Raw genomic sequence first — 15,744 nt, 5'->3', positions numbered from 1 at the left:
GCGTTACGGGAACGGTTGTTCCCCTTCATCCGCCAGGTCTGCAGGCGCAGGCGAGAGCGTGATGCCCGCCTTGCGTCCGGCCTCGTGGAACCACAAGTCGACGATCTTCGCGTCGTCGCTTGCCGGCAGCGGATCGGCGCTCCGGACCTTGAAGGTGGTCGGCAGGTTGACCGAGTTGCCGAACACGAGCGCGTGCTGCTTGGGCAGCGTCGGCAACCGGCGCAGCACGCCGTCCGATATCGACGGCGACATCTGCCTGATCTGCGAAAGGTCGTCGGGGTTCTGGATGCGGTGCACGACGAAGTTCGAGCATTGCGACAGCACGGTCTTCGACAGCTCGCTCGGCCGTTGCGACGCCACCAGCAGGAACAGGCCATACTTGCGGCCCTCCTTCGCGATCCGCTCGAACACCCGGCCGGCGTCCAGCGCATAGCGGGACGGCGTGGACGAGATGTAGCGGTGCGCCTCCTCCAGCAGCAGGTGGACGGGAAAGCGGCTGCGGGGGTCGGCGCGCCGCAGCAGCCTGAATACCATGCGCGCGACCACCGCGCTGACGAGTTCCACGACCTCATCCTCGACCGCGTTCATGTCGATGATCACGACCTGCGACGCCTTCACATGGCAGCCGTTCTGAGCGCCCAGGCCCAGCAGCCGCGCTAGGAACGGCCCGGTGTCCCTCGTCGCGCCCGCCGCCGGGTGGCGCAGGAAGGCGTAATCCTCGCGCTCCAGCAGCGCCTTGAAGCGCGTGACCATCTGCGAGCAATAGTCGCGGATCTGGCGGTTGCCGTGCGCCTCCTCGTAGAGCAGCGCCAGGTCGATCGCGTCACCCAGCGTCTCAAAGTCGAACGGACTGTTGGAATAGTCGGGCAGCTTGAAGTCGTCGATGACATAGCCGCCATCGCCATCTTCGCCGACGAGATACGCGAACGCGTCCTCGATATTGGCCATGTTGCCGTAATTCGTGTGCACCATTGCCCCGATCGTGCCCGAATTGATCTCGGCGGTCCTGAAGCGCTGCAGGATGCCGAGGATCCGCGTCTCCTTGGCACCGGGCGGGCTCTCGTCGGACAGGATCTGGGTGATGCACTTGGCGAGGATGTGGTTGCGGATGTCGTTCAGCTGTCCGTCGGCCGCGCCCCCGAACAGCGTCGCCAGGCCAAGCGCCATGCGCAGGATCGGCACCTGCGTGCGCTCGCTCGCCTGAAGCAGCAGTTCCCATTCCGACAGGTCCAGGAACCAGTGCGGGATCCTGAACCGGTCGGCGGCGGCCGTGCCGTCGAGCACCAGCCGATCCACGCCGATCACGCCTGCCGCGGCCAGCCTGCCGAACGCCTGGTGGTATTCGCCGTTTACGTCGAGCGCGACGAAGGTCGCGCCCCTGGCATGGTGCTCGTCGGGCTTGTCGAACAGCTCCTGCAGGATCGACGCGACCGTGCACGACTTGCCGCTTCCGGTGTTGCCCAGCACCGCTGCATGACCTCCGAAGAACTCGTCGATGCGGACCTTGACCCGGTAATCCTCGAAGACGACCGACTGTCCGATCTCCAGGATGCGCAGACGGGTCGCCTCGGCCGGCACGCAGTCGCCGCCGTCGGGACCCGACGACCTTTCCGACGCCGGGCTCGTGTCGAAGATGCGGTCCAGCTCCTTGTCCAGGGCGTAGAGGGCATCAGCGTAGAGGGAGGGGAAAACGGAGACGCCGAAGCGGAACCTGCCGCCCTCCACGGGCAGCATGCCCACGGGCACGACGTCCAGGAACTTGGCCGAGCCGGCCTTGTCCATCTCGCCACCGGCGCCGGCGTCGCGCTCGCGAAGCCCCACGATCTCGGCCACCACATACTCGGCCTGAGCCGGGATCATGACGAACGATCCCAGGCGGGCGACGTAATGCACGTCGTCGAAGCCGACCACGGTGAAGCTGTCCGTGCCGCCATGCATCTCGATGACGAACCTGTCGGCCGCGACCGCGACGACCGAGCCGATGGCGCGGCGCCTATCGTCAGTCGTCATCGGTCGGCACCGCGGCGGCGGCCGAGCCGGCGGCCATGGTCTGGAGCACCAGCTTCACCGCGTCGTCGATCCTGTCGGACGGGCGTCGCGGCAGCAGGTGCTCGACGATGGTGCTGAAGTAATGGGCGGGTGCGCCGTCGGGCGGCCCCGACCCGCCGATGATCCAGATGCGCGGATCGGCCAGCGCACGCAGCTTGGCGATGTCGCCGCCCGAACCCGGATCGGCGAAGACGATGAGCCTGAAGGTCGGGATCGTCAGCGCCTGGTAGATAATGTTGTTCAGGTGCTCGTCGCCGAAGGCGTAGCCCATGGTGATCAGGACGCTCTGCTCTCGGACGATGCGCGACTGGAACTCGCGGAACAGGTCGGAATACGGCGACCCGAGGCTCGAGTTCTGCTTCGCCGGCGTTGGGAAGATCATGACCTTCGAAGGCGCGGTCTGGGGCCAGGTCTCGCGGATCGGGAAGAGCCCGTGGTCGTCCTCCGTCCAGCTGATCGAGCCGTGCAGCTTACACAGGTACACGAATCCGTCGACCGCCGACCACTTGCGGTTCGAGATGTCGAGCTGCTCGGCGAGAGCGTATCTGAACGTCGCCGGATTGAAGCGGCGCTCGACGACGCCTGAGAACCCGTTCGCGTATGGCAGCCCCAGACGGTCCATCGCCCGTTCGCTGAACAGGTCGTAGTTCGTCGTGAAGATCCAGGGCCGGGGCAGCGAGCGGTCGCGCAGCACCAAGCGGCGGTAGAAGGATTCGTAGAGGCCGAGCACCTGGTCGTCGCCGCTGGCGAAGGCCCCGGCCGTGCACCGCTCCCACAGGAACGCCTGGATCTTGGCGATCATGCCGTCGATCGTCGCGACCTCGTCCACGTCCCCGGCGTCGTCGCTCCGCGACAGCACGAACCGGAGCGCATGCAGCGTCTCCATCAGCCGTTCCAGGTTGCGCGTGTAGTCGCCGGCCAGGGTGAGGCCGTGCCCCGCCAGGCATGACAGGTCGGATGCGTCGAGCGCCCAAGCGGGGCCGCCCGCGGCGGCGCCGGCCGCACCGCAGAACTCCGCCGCCAACGGCGCCATCGTGGCGATGCCGCGCTCGGTGCCGTCCTTCATCATCGACGAGCAGCCCGCGCCCAGCAGGAACGCGACGTTGCGCGCGCCGAGCGCCTCGCCCAGCGCCTTGCGCACATGCTCGGGACCCTTGTCCCAGTCCAGCTGCTGCGTCCCGTGGTCGCCGCTGCGGACGAGGGTGAAGCCGCTGTCGGCGTGGGGGGCTCCACCTGCCGCGGTCGAGGCGCCGTCCGCCATCAGTCCATCCGCTCCGTCCATCCACCACCCCTTCGAGAATCCCACCGCTCCGCAGACGATGTGTCAGCCCACTTGTGCGGTGACCTGCGCGCGCGAGCAACCCGAACCGATCCAGCGGCGCCGTGCGCGCCGACATGACGCCCGGAAGAGCGCGGCAGTCGGCCGGAGTCAGCGATCGGCGCGACCATCCCCCGCCGTCCGCCGCCTCGTCGGCAGTGATACTGACGATGGCCGTGGTCCTGGTCGCATTCCATCGCCCTTCGCGCCGCCAACTGGCGAGTGCCGGTTCTTTAACGATCCGACGATAGGCCCGGCGGTGGAGGTGACCGTGCGGGCATTGTGGATCGACGACAAGGGGATCAGCGAACTCGACGTCGCCCCCGACTGGGAAAGCCATTCGAGCATCACCTGGGACGCGTTCGAGCTAACCGACACGCACGACGGCTGGACCGACGACGTCGGGCTGTTCCGGCCCGATCCGCTTATCGCGACCTTCCCGGACGGTCGGAAGGTGGCGTTGCCCATCCTGGTGCTCGGCCGCGACGGCGAGCATACCATCGACGCCACCATGACGCTCGCCGAACTCGGCGGCATGGTGACGCTGGACCGGAATCCCGCCACCCATTGATTTTCACCGCGGGCGCGTGATGTCCCTTGCGGTCACGTGCCTAGAAGGACGGGAGATCCCGCCCGAGCAGTAGTCAGGCGGCGGCCCGACTGCCGCGGACGAGCGCCATCGCTTCCCAGAGCGGCGCGGTCAGCCAGATCCCGATCTCGCGGACGTCCATGAGCACCGGCGCGCGATGGTCGGCCGCGGGATCGGCGATCACCACGGCGCCAGCGCCCAGCCGGCGATCGTCCTCGGAGATGCATGGCGCCCAGAGCGGCCCGACCTCGATCCAGTCGGAGTGAGCGGACCAGCGGTAGCCCCTGACCGGCAACGCGCATCGGCGCGGCGCCATGAGGCACCAGCGCTCGACGGTGTCCAAGGCATCGGCCCTCGCGCTCGCGACGCGGGACGCGCTCCCGACGTCGCGCGTCAGCACGCCCAACGCCATGTCGGACCAGCGTGCGCCAGCCTGACCCCATACGGCGAACGGCAGCACCGCGCCGACGCCGCCGAACCGTGGCTCGGCGAATGCAGTCAGTCCGTCGACCGGCACCGGGCCGACGGCATGCGTTAGCAGCCGGTTCATGCGCCCCTCGGGCCTGCGACGGCGATCCTGCTCATCGTCGGGAGGATAGCCCGTCGGTGGTGAAGCAATCCCTACCTACCGACCCGCGCAGGGAAGGGGATGCGAGCGGCCACGCCGCTTAGCGCAGCAGGCAATCCCTCCTCTCCGCCGGCGGCGGCTGCAGCGGCGCAAAATCCGACGGCCGGAGCGGCTTCGGTGAAACCATCCTGAAGGGAAAAACGAGATGAGCGACATCGAAGAAGGACGCCTCGCGTCCCGGCGCGCGGACGCGCGCGCCACGCTGTTGGCCGGGCACGAAGCCGTCTCGGCCGACGTCGATCTGACGGGGATCGATCCGCTGCACTGGGCCGATACCCGCGAACGCGTCGCGATCCTGCGCGCATGGTGCGCGAACGGCCGCCACCCCCGCAGCGAGGCGCTTGCGGCCGCGGCGCGGATGGGGGTCACCGTCTCCCACTTCTACCGGCTCGTGTCGGCATGGAAGAAGCACCGCGACGCCCGACTCGTCAGCGGCCACAACGGTCGCCGCGGCGACACGCGTGACCAGCACGGCGCGCGCCCGGTCGCGGACGACGCCCGGGCCATCATGGACCGGGTGATCGGGCGGCGGGGCACGGAAGCGCGCTTCACCGACGTGCGCGCCGAGGTGCGCTCCGTGTGTGCCGCCGCCGGCATCGCGCCGCCATCATCCGGGCTTGTGCACAAGGCCATGATGCGGGCGCGCCAGGCGCAGTCGGGCGCTGCGGCCGGACCGGTCGACGACGTCGCGGTCGCCGTCGTCGAGTGCCTGCTGCCGGTCATGGCCGGCGACGGAACGGTCGCGACACCCGAACTCGTCCTGGCGGTGGAGCGTCCGGGCGGCGTCATCGTCGGGCATCGCCTCGTGATCGACGGCGACGTGGTCGCCGCGGCGCGCCCGCTAGTGGCACAGATCGTCGCGGAGCATCATCGGCGGGTGACCGTGGTCGCCACGCTCGCCGGCGCCGTCGCTCGCGACGGGCATGCAGACTCGGTGACGACCGATGTCCCGTGCGCGGGCGCGCGGGACGCGCGCATACAGGTGGTCCGCCGATCCACGCTGCTGTCGACCACGCTCGGCAGCTATATCGACAGCATCCCGATACGACACCGCAGCCATGCGGCGCGGAAGGCGGGACCGTGGAGGCCGTTGTCGCCGGACGACGCCGTCACGGCCGTCGATCTGGCGGTCGCGGCGCACAACGCCGCGAGGCGCGGCTAGCGCAGCGTGCCCGGATCGATCTGACCGTCGCCGACCAGCAGACGGATCAGCGCCACCAGTTCGTCCGGCGGACGGTCATGGCCCTTGGCAGCGCGCTCGATCACCTTCGCCTCGTTCCACGCCTGCGCCTCGAAGTCCGTGCGCTCCCAGGCATCCCACCTGGCGAACGCCGGGTCCCCGTCCGCCATCGGAGGCGCCGCAGTCGCCCAGCCGGGCCTCAAGTCCACCCGGCCCATGCGCTCCCCCACATACCGCCGAAGCATCGAGCCGAACCGCCGCGGCCGCGTCACCGCCTTGAACTCGATCGCGCCCTCGACATTCCCATAGCGCGCGATCAGCGCATCGCATGCGGCCTCGTCCCGGCCGACCACCATGTCCACGCGCCGGGTCCGGCGGGCCCAGGGGCCAAGGCTCGGCCCGACCGGGGCGAGCGCGACCAGCGCGCGCCTGGCGGCGAGCGAGTAGCCCTCGACGCTGTCGTCGAGCGATCCCACGGACGTGCCGAGGATGCGCAGCGTGCCGCGGTCGATGATCGCGAACAACGCCCACGGCTCGCCCGTCGGCGAGCGCATCGCGGTCGGGCAGCAGTCCATCGCGATCGACTCGCCGAGCAGCTGAGCCTCGCCGACGCGGTTCAGCTCGCGGGTGATGACGGCGCGCACGACGGTGGGCGACGGGATCGCCGGTCCGGCGCCGGACGATCCGGTCTCGGCCAACTGACGCGCGCGCAGATCGGCCGCGACAAGCTCCTCCAGACGGCGGCGCATCGCCTCGACCGACTTGCCGCCGCCGTCGGCCACGACCTTCACGACATTGGCCTGCAGGGAGGCATTGACCAGGGGATGGATGCGGGGGGATCGCGGCGCCGGCGTTCCCGCGAAGGCGCCCACCGCCGCCAGGCCCGGCGCCCGCTTCCACGCGGCGGCCATCTGGTAGAAGCGGTTGGGGATGACGCCCGCCATCGCGGCCGCCTCCTTCGCGGTCAGCCCGTCGCGCTCGCCCCACCACCGCCGCAGCAAGGTGATGCGGTCTACCGCCCGCGTGCGCAGCGCAGGCGACAGGACAGCCCAGGACCGCGCCTCTTCCTCGGTCGGCGGGCGCATCAGCAGCGTCTCCAGGTCGACCGGCGCATCGGCCACGCCCGATTCGGCCGAGAGCGCGCCCGATTCGCCGGTCCCGGAGCCTCCGCGCTCCTTTCCCGCCGCCCTGGCCCGACCCTCGGCGCGACCATTCGTCCCTAATCCTGGCTTCCCGAATTCGCCCATCCCTGCGGCCTACAATGCTTAACGCAGCAACGCTACCAGTTTCCACGGGGATATGAATAAAAAAGCTGTTGCGCGATCCGACATCCATCGCCATCTAGCCGTTATTCAATTCACCGTGGAAAGTGGGGAATGACGATGGAAGCGACCGAGATCGAGACTCTGGTGACGATGTTGATGCGCAGGGCGATGGCAGCGCAGGCGAAGCATGCCGGGCGGCGTCGCCATCGCCTCGGCCGCCGGCAGGTCATCGGCCCCGCGCGCCGCCGCAGCCCGACGCCCGGATCGTGAGCGCTGCCCCGCAAGGAGCGGCATCCGCGATGGAGCCGTCGACCGGAAGCGACCGCGGCGGGCAACTGACCACGCCGGCCACCACCATCCACCGATCGACGCCACTATCGGACGTCCCCCACTGCAGAGGAGAAAATGGAATGAAGAACCATCGCCGCACCCGCCGCCACTTCAAGAGGAAGGCACCCTCGGGCGCATACAGCGACCGCTACGGCCCGCGCTCGCTCCGGCCACCCGCTGGGCACCTACGTCCCAGCACGGAGGCCGACCCGTGGGTCGGCGTGGGAGCCAGCCGCGGCATGACCGCCGCGATCGTCGCTCCGACCGGCATCGCCTTCCGCGAACGCTGAGCCTCGGGCCCTACGCCCCACCTTCCAACCACGCCGCCAGCAAGGAAACCCGTCCGATGAAGTCCCACCGCAAGTCCCGCAACGCCGTCAGCCGCATCGCCGCGGGACATGTCACCGCCAGAGGACGGGCGAGCCTCTCGCGCGGACATCTATACCATCACTTCGTCCCGCTCACCGGCCGGAGCTTCCGCCGCGCCAACAGGCGCAACCCGACCGAGGCCGCGCCGCCGAACTTCCTCGTCGGCCGGCCAGACCGGATGGCCGAGGTGCCGATCGCGGCCGACGCCTTCGACCAGCGCGGCGGAACAACCGACGGCTGACGCCTCCACTCACCCACCGATAGCAACAGGTCGCGGGCGCCCGAGCCCGAGAGGAGCCACCATGGAGAAGAACCACCTGCCTCGCGCCGCCGACGATACCGCAGCGCGCCACCACGTCGACGTCGGCGGCCATGCGCGCGTTGTGCGCGGCTCGCTGCCCGACGACACCGGCAGGCCGGCTGACCGCCGCGCCCGGCGCGTCGACAGCCTCACCCACGATGAGGCCGACCTCCGCCACAAGGTGGTCCACGGGTCCAGTGGCGTCACCACCCCCTGTGGGGCCACCGTGCCCCACGAGGGGGTCGGTCGGATGCACATCGGAGGCGATACCACCTAGCGCCGACCGCGGTCGCCTGCATCGCGGGCGGCCGATCCCGAAAACGGGACGCGATGCCGCGTCCCCATCCGGGTTCGCAGGCCCGGTTGACCGAGACCGTGCCCGCGGTCGGCGGAACGCCGACGCACGCTCTCTCCGAACGGGGAAGCAGTATGATCCACCAATTGCAAGCCGCCCGGAAGGGCGCCCTCCGTTGAACCATGCGAAACGCAAGCGGGCCGCGGGGCAGGCCGGCCCGGCCGACGCGTCCGCGTCGACCGGCGTCGCCAACGCAGAGGGGGCGCCTCCGGTGCGGCGGCGCCAGGGTCGCGGCAGCGCAGGCATATCCGGTCGGACGGGCTCGTCGTCCACGGCAGGCATTCCGGTCGACGCAGCGGCGCCCGACCCGGCGGCTGGCGCCCGACCCGTGCCGGCCGTGGCGCTGGCGCTGCCACCCGGCATCCGCCTCCGGCACCCAATGGAGATCCTGCCGTTCCGGCCGCAGCCCCGGCCCGCGTGGTCGCCGCCCCGCCGCGACCGGCGCGACGCGGGCCAGCCCCGCCCGATGGAGCGTCCCGACCGGCAAGGCACGCGGCTGGTCGCCGACCGCGGGCTCGGCGCGGTGCGCATCAACTTCCGCTACGCGTCCTTCCAGTCGATGACCGCCGCGTTCAGCGAGAAGGCCGGGCGCGACCAGTATTTCGAAGGTCCGCACGAGACCTTCGGGTTCCGGAGGGACGAGGTCGATCCGGTCAGGACCGACATCCAATACCAGCCCGTCCGCATCAAGTGGACGACGGTGGACGGCCGCCTGAACTGGATGACCCTCGACTGGGGCGTGGAACTGCAGGACGGCACCGTCGTGTTCGGCGAGGACAAGGCGTGCGAGGATTATTTCGCCGATCCCGAACTCGACGAGCGGCTGGACTTCGCCGAGGAATATCTCGCGGAGCACGGCGCACGTCTCGAACGCCGCGTCGCCGGCGGCTTGCCGACCGCACTGGAGCGCCGCGTCGTCAAGGACATCTTCGACGCTCGCCGCACCGAATACGATGAAGCGCACGCTGCCCGCGTCCGGACGGCGATCCTCGCCTCGGGTGGCACCACGTCGCTATGCGGCGTCATCGCCGCGATCGGCGAACACCCCCGGCTGTCACTCGACATCGCCCGCGCCATGATGTTCGACCGGCTCGTCTCGATGCCGCTCACCGCGCCGCCGATGCCCGACACGCCCGTCACCATCCCGCCCCCCGCCAAGAGGGGGGCCCTGCGCGCCTTCCTCGCCCGCCACGTCCCGGCCTGAGGAGAAGCCCGTGAACATCCCGTTCTGGTTGCCCGAGGGGCACATCCTGAAGTTCGGCAAGCGCAAGATGCGCTTCGAGGAGAGCCGCGGCGACGGCGTCCTGCTCTTCCGCTACATCGACGGCAAGGAGGAGATCGTCACGGTGCCGCTGGGACGCGACGCCGTCCTCGGCCTAATCACCGTCGGCTGGATCATCGAGCAGTTCCGTGCAGGCGTCGTCGTCGATCCCGACTACAACGCGCACGTCACCGACCGGAACGAGACCAACCTCACGCTCGACCGGCCCGCGTACGAGTCCCTCGATCCCAAGTCCGGCTGGCGCTACGACTGGGCGGATGCCGCGATCAGGGCGGGCATTAAGAAAACCGAGGACGATGCCCTGACCTGGATCAAGGCGAACAACCTCGGCGGGAAGCGGCCGCAGCCCCGCTCGCTCCTGCGCTGGATGCGCAAGCTCAAGCTGCATGGTGGCCGTATCGGCGCGCTCGTCAGCACCGCCGGCCGCGAGAAAGGCGAGAGCCAGCTGCCTGACATCGAGGACCGGCTCGTCCACAAGTGGGCGATGCGGTATTGGCGCCCGGACAGCCTCAACGGCCGGCTCGCCCACAAGGAGGACGCCGCCGCGATGGTCGTCGCCGACTGGGACGAGCTGAAGGAGATGGGCATCCCATACCTCAGCGAGAACCCGCCGTCTTCTGAGTGCGTGCGCACCCGCATCAACAGCCTCGAGTGCCACTCGACCTACGCCTCCCGCTACGGCGCGCCAGCTGCGGACCGCAAGTTCTCGGCGAGCGGGGAGCCGGTCGCGGTCGAACGCCCCTTCGAGCGCATGTATATGGACGGGGTCGAATGGGAGCACAGCGTCCACTACTCGGAGGACCTCAGGATCCCGGCGGCGAAGATGCGGTCGGTCATCACGATGGACTCCTTCTCGCAGTGGGTCGCACCGCACCCGACGTTCGCCGGCAACTACCGGCCGCAATGGGGCCTGCGTTCGCTGCGCGGCGTGATGATGCCGCCGCCCATGACCCCAGAGGAGATCGCCGAGAACCCAGAGCTGGCCATGATCTACGGCCTGCCGTCGGACGTCATGATCGACCGGGACCGCACGCTCATCTCTCCGCGCATGGTGCCCGGCGCCGTCAAGATCCTCAGCACGGTGGAGCTCGCCGAGGCGTATCACCACGATGCCAAGTCCAAGCTCGAGAACTACCACAAGTATGTGAAGGCCGCGCTGGCGATGATCCCGGGCCGAATCCTCGGACCTCAGGTCCGGCACGCCATCCGCTACGACCCGATCGCCGCGACCGAGGTCACCCGCGCCCAATACGTCGACCTCGTCGAGCAGCTGCGACGGCGCTGGAACAGCACGCAGAAGACGTCGCTCGGCAATCGCTCGCCGAACGACATCATGCTCGCGCACATACGTTCCGGCGGGATGCGCCTGACCGATCCGAAGGAGGTCATGCGGAGCCTCGCCAGCGTGCCGGACAAGCCGTGCGTGCTGACCACCAACGGCCTGATCTACGACAACGTCCACTACCGCTTCAACCGCGCGGGCGTCGGCAAGGCGCTCAGCTCGAACCACCACCGAACACCCTTTGGCAAACGCCTGACCGGCACCGCCCGCATCGAGGTGATCCCCCGCGTCTGGGACGACGACATCGACATGATCGAGGTCTACGACGAGGCGAACGAGGAATACTTCTACATGTGGTCGACCGACCCCGGCTACACGGGCGGTCTGAGCCGCTGGGAACACAGGATCTACCAGAAGGCGCTCGCCTCGCGGAAGGGCGCCACGAAGCAGGACAGGCTGCGCAACAAGGCGAAGCACCTTAACGACCAGCAGCGGACGCTGTCCGGCAAGTCGTTCCGCGAGCGCGAGCAGCCGGTCGAGCTGCTGGCGGAGGAGGAGATGCGCCTGTCCGGCAAGCGCGCCGCCAACCCCGGCTGCGCCCAGGTGCCCGAACTCCGCATCCCGACGCGCATCGACAACGCCAAGCGCGACGATGTCCCCAAGGCGCCGCCGCAGCCCCGTGACGAGGTCGACGTAGGGGAGGGCGGACACGACCTGCGCTCCGACCCCTCGCGCGACGTCGCCCGCGAGCTCGGCGACGACGAGGCCATCCTGGGCGCGGCCAACGTGTCTTGGGATTTCGCGGCCGGCACCGCCGAAGACGATGACGAAGTGGAGGACGACTGATGCCCAGCACCACCACGGACACGGCCATGACCCCCGTCTACAGGAAACCCGCGCGCGTCACCGGCCGCGCCAAGCCGGATCTCGGGGACGCCGCGGCCCAGGCGCGCTCCGAGAAGGCGGAGGCGATCGTCGCGGAGATGTGGGTCGATACCGACCGCCAGCGGGCGATCCTCCTGGCGATCCGCCAATACATGCGCCTCTGTAAGAAGCTGCGGAAGCGCAGGGGCACCGCCATCCCGGGCCGGCGCCTCAGCCAGTTCAGCCAGGCCGGCAAGAGCGCAATAGTCGAACGGCTCATCGCCGAACTCGAGCAGGAGGCGATCGCCGCCGGCGAGCAGCACAACCCCTTCCGCGTGATCCACATCACGATCGACACCCGCATGTCGCTCAAGATGCTATACCAGGAGATCCTCAACCGTCTCGCCGACGACTTCCTCGACCAGCCGGGCGCAGTGGGCCTGCGCGTCACCGCCGAAATGGCCGAGAAGATCAAGGGCAAGTCCACCGACAACGTAAAGATCGTCGAGCAGCGGGTAGAGGAGTGGACCGCAAAGCTCGGCGTCGAACTCGTCGTCGTCGACGAGGTTCAGCGCCTCGTCACCAAGCCCGAACGCGTGCTCGCCGACGGCGACCTGGACGACGGCACCTTCTTCACGGCCGACGCCACCGACGTGACGAAAAAGCTGCAGGGCTTCCTCGACCGCGGCGTCGTGCCGCTCTTCTTCATAGGGGACGAGACTTCGGAGGTGTTCTTCAAGCTCAACCAGCAGTTCGCGGCGCGCCTCGGCGATCCGCTCGAGCTCAAGCCCCTGAACATGGGAAGAGTCGCGGATCGACGGCAGTTCCACAAGTTCTGCGTCGAATACGACAAGGAACTCAGGTGGCGCGGCGCTATCGCCGCACCCACCTGCCTGCCCGAACCGGACGTCCTCACCGCCCTGATCACCGCGTCCGGCGGTCACATCGGGCGCGCGGCGCGCATCATCGAGGTCGCCCTCCCGAAGGCGCTCGCGCGGGCCGCCGTGACGATGGAAGCCTATGACCTGAGCAACGCGGTGCGCAGCTTCGCCATCGGGCTCGACTGGGTCGACCACGACCCGTTCTCGATCCAATACGTGCCCGTCCAGCAGATCGCGGCAGAGGAGGCCGAAGTTGATGCCGCCTGAAGGCACGAGCGGCCGCCGCCTGCGCTTCCCGGTCGACCTCTACGACGACGAGAGCATCCCGGGCGCCATCGCGCGCGGCGTCCGGCAGCACGTCCTCGTCGTGACGAAGCCGGTATTCGAGGCCGCGGCCGTCTCGCTGCGCAACACCGGCCTCGCGCAGCTTGCCACGCCCGCCGAACTTGAACGCCTCGCCTACGTCATCCGGTGCGATCCCGCCGCGCTGGCTGGCCGCGCCGGCATCCGCGTCGACGAACCCAGCGGCAAATCCAGCGTGCATGCGAAATTCGGGACGCTCGTCATCCCCCGGGCATTGCTGGAACTCGACCGCAGGCGCATCGGTCCCAGTTCGTTGCTCAAGCGCAACTACCACCGCTTGCACTGGATGAACCTGCTGCTGCCATACTGCACCGAGTCGCTTGAACGGCTTGTCGACACCTGTCCCAGCTGCGACATCAAGCTGGGCTGGCGCTTCGCGCAAGGTATCGGGTGCTGCGACCACTGCGGCGAGGTAGTGCCCCCTTCGGACGCTCGGCATCTGCCCGAAAGGCTCGCGGAGGGCTATCGCCTCTTCGGCAGCCTTTCTTCACCCGATGCCGCCTCTGTCGCGAAAGCCTGGTCAGCCCTGCCGGACCCCCTCAGGACGGTAGACCCGCAAGGGCTCGTCAATCTGGCGCTGCAGCTTGGCACTATCGCCACGGGCGCGACCCCAAAGCCGCCCTCCCGCTTTTCGCTATCCGCCATGACGGACGAGGGCCTCGCGGAGAGCGCGGCTGTCGGCGCCGGATTCCTCCGAACCTTCCCGTTCGGTCTTCAGGACTGGGTCCGCGAAGCGGACTACGGCCTAGGAAACGACATCGAGGCCATCGCGAAGCTGCGGACCCGCCTGCGCTTCCTGATCGGAAGGTTCGCCTACCCCGGCGTCCCCGCGCTCATCGAGCAGGCGCTCCCCAACATCGCGCGATACGCGTCGCACGGTCTCGTCACCACCAAGCGCTACTACCTTTACACCGAAGTCCGTCGGCGGCTCGGTTTCGACCACCTGCAGATGGCGAAGTTCAAGGCGCACCCCGATCTCGTCGCACGCCACATCTCCGCCCCGGCAAAGCGGCAGCTCATCCAGTATGACGCCGACTACATCGACGGACTGGCCGCGATCGTCCAGGGAGCCACGACCGCGCGCTCGGTCGCGCATGGCATCCGCCTGCCCGTCTACGGGGTCGAGCAGCTCTGCCTCGACGGACTTCTCGAGGTCGAGGACCACTTCGTCGCCCGGATCGCCACTGACGAGATGCGCATTCGGGCGGGCAGCGTCGCGCACCTCATGTCCCGCATTCCCGCGATCGCGATCGCGGGCACCGCGCCTGCCGGTTGCAGGCCGCTCCTGCTGGCGGCCGACCGCATCGGCGGCGGCCCGAAGCCCTGGTCGACGATCCTGGCGGCGATGATCGGCGGATCTATCCCGTTCTGGATGACCCGCTCCGCCGGCGATCTCGGCGACGTCCTGGTCCGTCCGAACGACCTGGGCCCGTTCCGGCGCGCGCCAGTTGAGCTCCGCAAGCTGCCGGGCGGACTGTCGCAGCTTCTCAGCCAGCGGGACGCGGCCGAGATGCTGAACATCAAGCCGAGCGACCTGGTCCAGGTCGCCGACGCGTTCGGTCACGGCGCCGACTGTAAGGGTCGGGCATGCCGCAGCTCGGTCGAGGCACTGGCCCGCCGGATCGCCTGGCCCGGCGAGATCGCCTGGAACCTCGGGGTCGCCCCGCAGAAGGTCCGCGGGCTGATGCGCAAAGAGGGGATTGCTCCTGTGGCTACGGGATGGGATCGTAGCCAGCTTCGTGAAGCTGGATTGCTCCCGCTTTAGGTCCTATATTCTGAGGGTGGACGCCCAATGTCATTTTAAGGGTGTGCCAGTGCCTTCAGATATCCGCCACCAGTCGACCGTAGAGTTCGGGGCGTCGATCGCGGAAGAAGCCGAAAGCGGCGCGGTGGCGCTTGACCCGATCGAGATCGAGCGTCGCGGTAATGACGCCCTCTTCATCGCGCCCGAGCTCCGCCAGCATGTCGCCGCGTTCGTCGCAGATGAAGCTGGTGCCGTAGAACGTCTGGCCGTGCTCCACGCCGACCCGGTTCGCCGCCACCACCGGCACCACGTTCGAAACGGCATGGCCGACCATTGCGCGCCGCCACAGCCGTGCGGTGTCGAGCGACGTGTCGTGCGGCTCGCTGCCGATCGCGGTCGGATAGAACAGCACCTCGGCGCCCATCAGCATCATCGCCCGCGCGGTCTCGGGATACCATTGATCCCAGCAGATGCCGACGCCAAGCTTCGCCTTATCTGCGGCGGTCGGGCCATCCCACACCTTGAACCCGGTGTTGCCGGGACGGAAATAGAATTTCTCCTCATAGCCCGGACCATCGGGAATGTGGCTCTTGCGATAGACGCCCTGGATACGGCCGTCCGGGTCTATCATCGCGAGGCTGTTGTAGTGATGCGGCCCGTCGGCCTCGAAGAAGCTCGTCGGGATATGCACCTTGAGCTCGGCCGCCAGCGCCTGCATCGCGCGCACTGCCTTGTGCTGGGCGGTCGGCTTGGCATTGGCGAACAGCCCTTCGTCCTCGACGCGGCAGAAATATTCCCCCTCGAACAATTCGGGGGGAAGGATCACCTGCGCGCCCCGCGCCGCGGCCTCACGCACCAGGCGGGAGACGTTGGCGATGTTAACATTGATGTCGGCGGAGAAGGCGAGCTGCAGCGCAGCGACGGTGATCTCAGTCATGCGCGGC

Annotated in this window: 15 protein-coding genes; 10 read left to right on the top strand and 5 right to left on the bottom strand. The window is 68.8% G+C overall.

Annotated features, from left to right (window positions below):
• Positions 1 to 3: 3 nt before the first annotated feature.
• Entirely contained in the window at positions 4 to 2,010 is a 2,007-nt protein-coding gene (locus F1C10_RS06625; RefSeq protein WP_185209719.1) for an ATP-binding protein, read from the bottom strand.
• Positions 2,000 to 3,310, bottom strand: a complete 1,311-nt coding sequence (locus F1C10_RS06620; protein WP_185209718.1) for an SIR2 family protein — start codon at positions 3,308 to 3,310, stop codon at positions 2,000 to 2,002. The genes F1C10_RS06625 and F1C10_RS06620 overlap by 11 nt, the downstream gene beginning before the upstream one ends.
• Positions 3,311 to 3,626: 316 nt before the next feature.
• Between F1C10_RS06620 and F1C10_RS06615 the strand changes: the two genes are divergently transcribed.
• A complete protein-coding gene (locus F1C10_RS06615) occupies positions 3,627 to 3,938 on the top strand; it encodes a hypothetical protein (RefSeq protein ID WP_185209717.1) in 312 nt (103 codons plus the stop codon).
• A gap of 73 nt (positions 3,939 to 4,011) precedes the next feature.
• Here F1C10_RS06615 and F1C10_RS06610 read toward each other — a convergent pair whose 3' ends face one another.
• The gene (locus F1C10_RS06610) at positions 4,012 to 4,506 is read right to left on the bottom strand and encodes a hypothetical protein (protein WP_185209716.1); all 495 of its coding nucleotides are present in this window, start codon (positions 4,504 to 4,506) and stop codon (positions 4,012 to 4,014) included.
• A gap of 223 nt (positions 4,507 to 4,729) precedes the next feature.
• Between F1C10_RS06610 and F1C10_RS06605 the strand changes: the two genes are divergently transcribed.
• A complete protein-coding gene (locus tag F1C10_RS06605) occupies positions 4,730 to 5,746 on the top strand; it encodes a hypothetical protein (protein WP_185209715.1) in 1,017 nt (338 codons plus the stop codon).
• On the opposite strand, the gene F1C10_RS06600 is transcribed toward F1C10_RS06605, so the two are convergent.
• Complete coding sequence (locus F1C10_RS06600) at positions 5,743 to 6,885, bottom strand: hypothetical protein (RefSeq protein WP_185209714.1); 1,143 nt, start codon at positions 6,883 to 6,885, stop codon at positions 5,743 to 5,745. The genes F1C10_RS06605 and F1C10_RS06600 overlap by 4 nt on opposite strands.
• Positions 6,886 to 7,146: 261 nt before the next feature.
• On the opposite strand from F1C10_RS06600, the gene F1C10_RS06595 reads away from it, so the two are divergent.
• From F1C10_RS06595 to F1C10_RS06565, 8 genes are all read left to right on the top strand, one after another.
• Positions 7,147 to 7,299, top strand: coding sequence for a hypothetical protein (locus F1C10_RS06595; RefSeq protein ID WP_185209713.1), 153 nt, complete (start codon positions 7,147 to 7,149; stop codon positions 7,297 to 7,299).
• Positions 7,300 to 7,439: 140 nt separating this feature from the next.
• On the top strand, positions 7,440 to 7,649 hold the full coding sequence (locus F1C10_RS16555; RefSeq protein ID WP_219729796.1) for a hypothetical protein: 210 nt from the start codon (positions 7,440 to 7,442) through the stop codon (positions 7,647 to 7,649).
• A gap of 56 nt (positions 7,650 to 7,705) precedes the next feature.
• Positions 7,706 to 7,969: a hypothetical protein gene (locus F1C10_RS06590; protein WP_185209712.1), complete on the top strand. Its 264-nt coding sequence runs from the start codon at positions 7,706 to 7,708 to the stop codon at positions 7,967 to 7,969.
• Between the two features lie 61 nt (positions 7,970 to 8,030).
• Positions 8,031 to 8,306, top strand: a complete 276-nt coding sequence (locus F1C10_RS06585; protein ID WP_185209711.1) for a hypothetical protein — start codon at positions 8,031 to 8,033, stop codon at positions 8,304 to 8,306.
• 193 nt (positions 8,307 to 8,499) lie between these two features.
• The gene (locus F1C10_RS06580; protein ID WP_185209710.1) at positions 8,500 to 9,588 is read left to right on the top strand and encodes a hypothetical protein; all 1,089 of its coding nucleotides are present in this window, start codon (positions 8,500 to 8,502) and stop codon (positions 9,586 to 9,588) included.
• 10 nt (positions 9,589 to 9,598) lie between these two features.
• The gene (locus tag F1C10_RS06575; RefSeq protein ID WP_185209709.1) at positions 9,599 to 11,794 is read left to right on the top strand and encodes a hypothetical protein; all 2,196 of its coding nucleotides are present in this window, start codon (positions 9,599 to 9,601) and stop codon (positions 11,792 to 11,794) included.
• Positions 11,794 to 12,960 (top strand): TniB family NTP-binding protein, encoded by a 1,167-nt coding sequence (locus tag F1C10_RS06570; protein WP_185209708.1) that lies wholly within the window; start codon positions 11,794 to 11,796, stop codon positions 12,958 to 12,960. Before F1C10_RS06575 ends, F1C10_RS06570 begins: the two co-directional genes overlap by 1 nt.
• Positions 12,947 to 14,821: a hypothetical protein gene (locus tag F1C10_RS06565; protein ID WP_219729795.1), complete on the top strand. Its 1,875-nt coding sequence runs from the start codon at positions 12,947 to 12,949 to the stop codon at positions 14,819 to 14,821. The genes F1C10_RS06570 and F1C10_RS06565 overlap by 14 nt, the downstream gene beginning before the upstream one ends.
• 55 nt (positions 14,822 to 14,876) lie before the next feature.
• Here F1C10_RS06565 and aguB read toward each other — a convergent pair whose 3' ends face one another.
• Positions 14,877 to 15,737: an N-carbamoylputrescine amidase gene (aguB, locus tag F1C10_RS06560; protein ID WP_185209706.1), complete on the bottom strand. Its 861-nt coding sequence runs from the start codon at positions 15,735 to 15,737 to the stop codon at positions 14,877 to 14,879.
• Between the last annotated feature and the right edge of the window lie 7 nt (positions 15,738 to 15,744).

Origin of the sequence: Sphingomonas sp. NBWT7 (genome assembly GCF_014217605.1) — a bacterium.
GTDB lineage: Bacteria > Pseudomonadota > Alphaproteobacteria > Sphingomonadales > Sphingomonadaceae > Sphingomonas.
The sequence above is the reverse complement of the archived record's forward strand: the minus strand, read 5'-3'. Positions and strand labels throughout refer to the sequence as shown.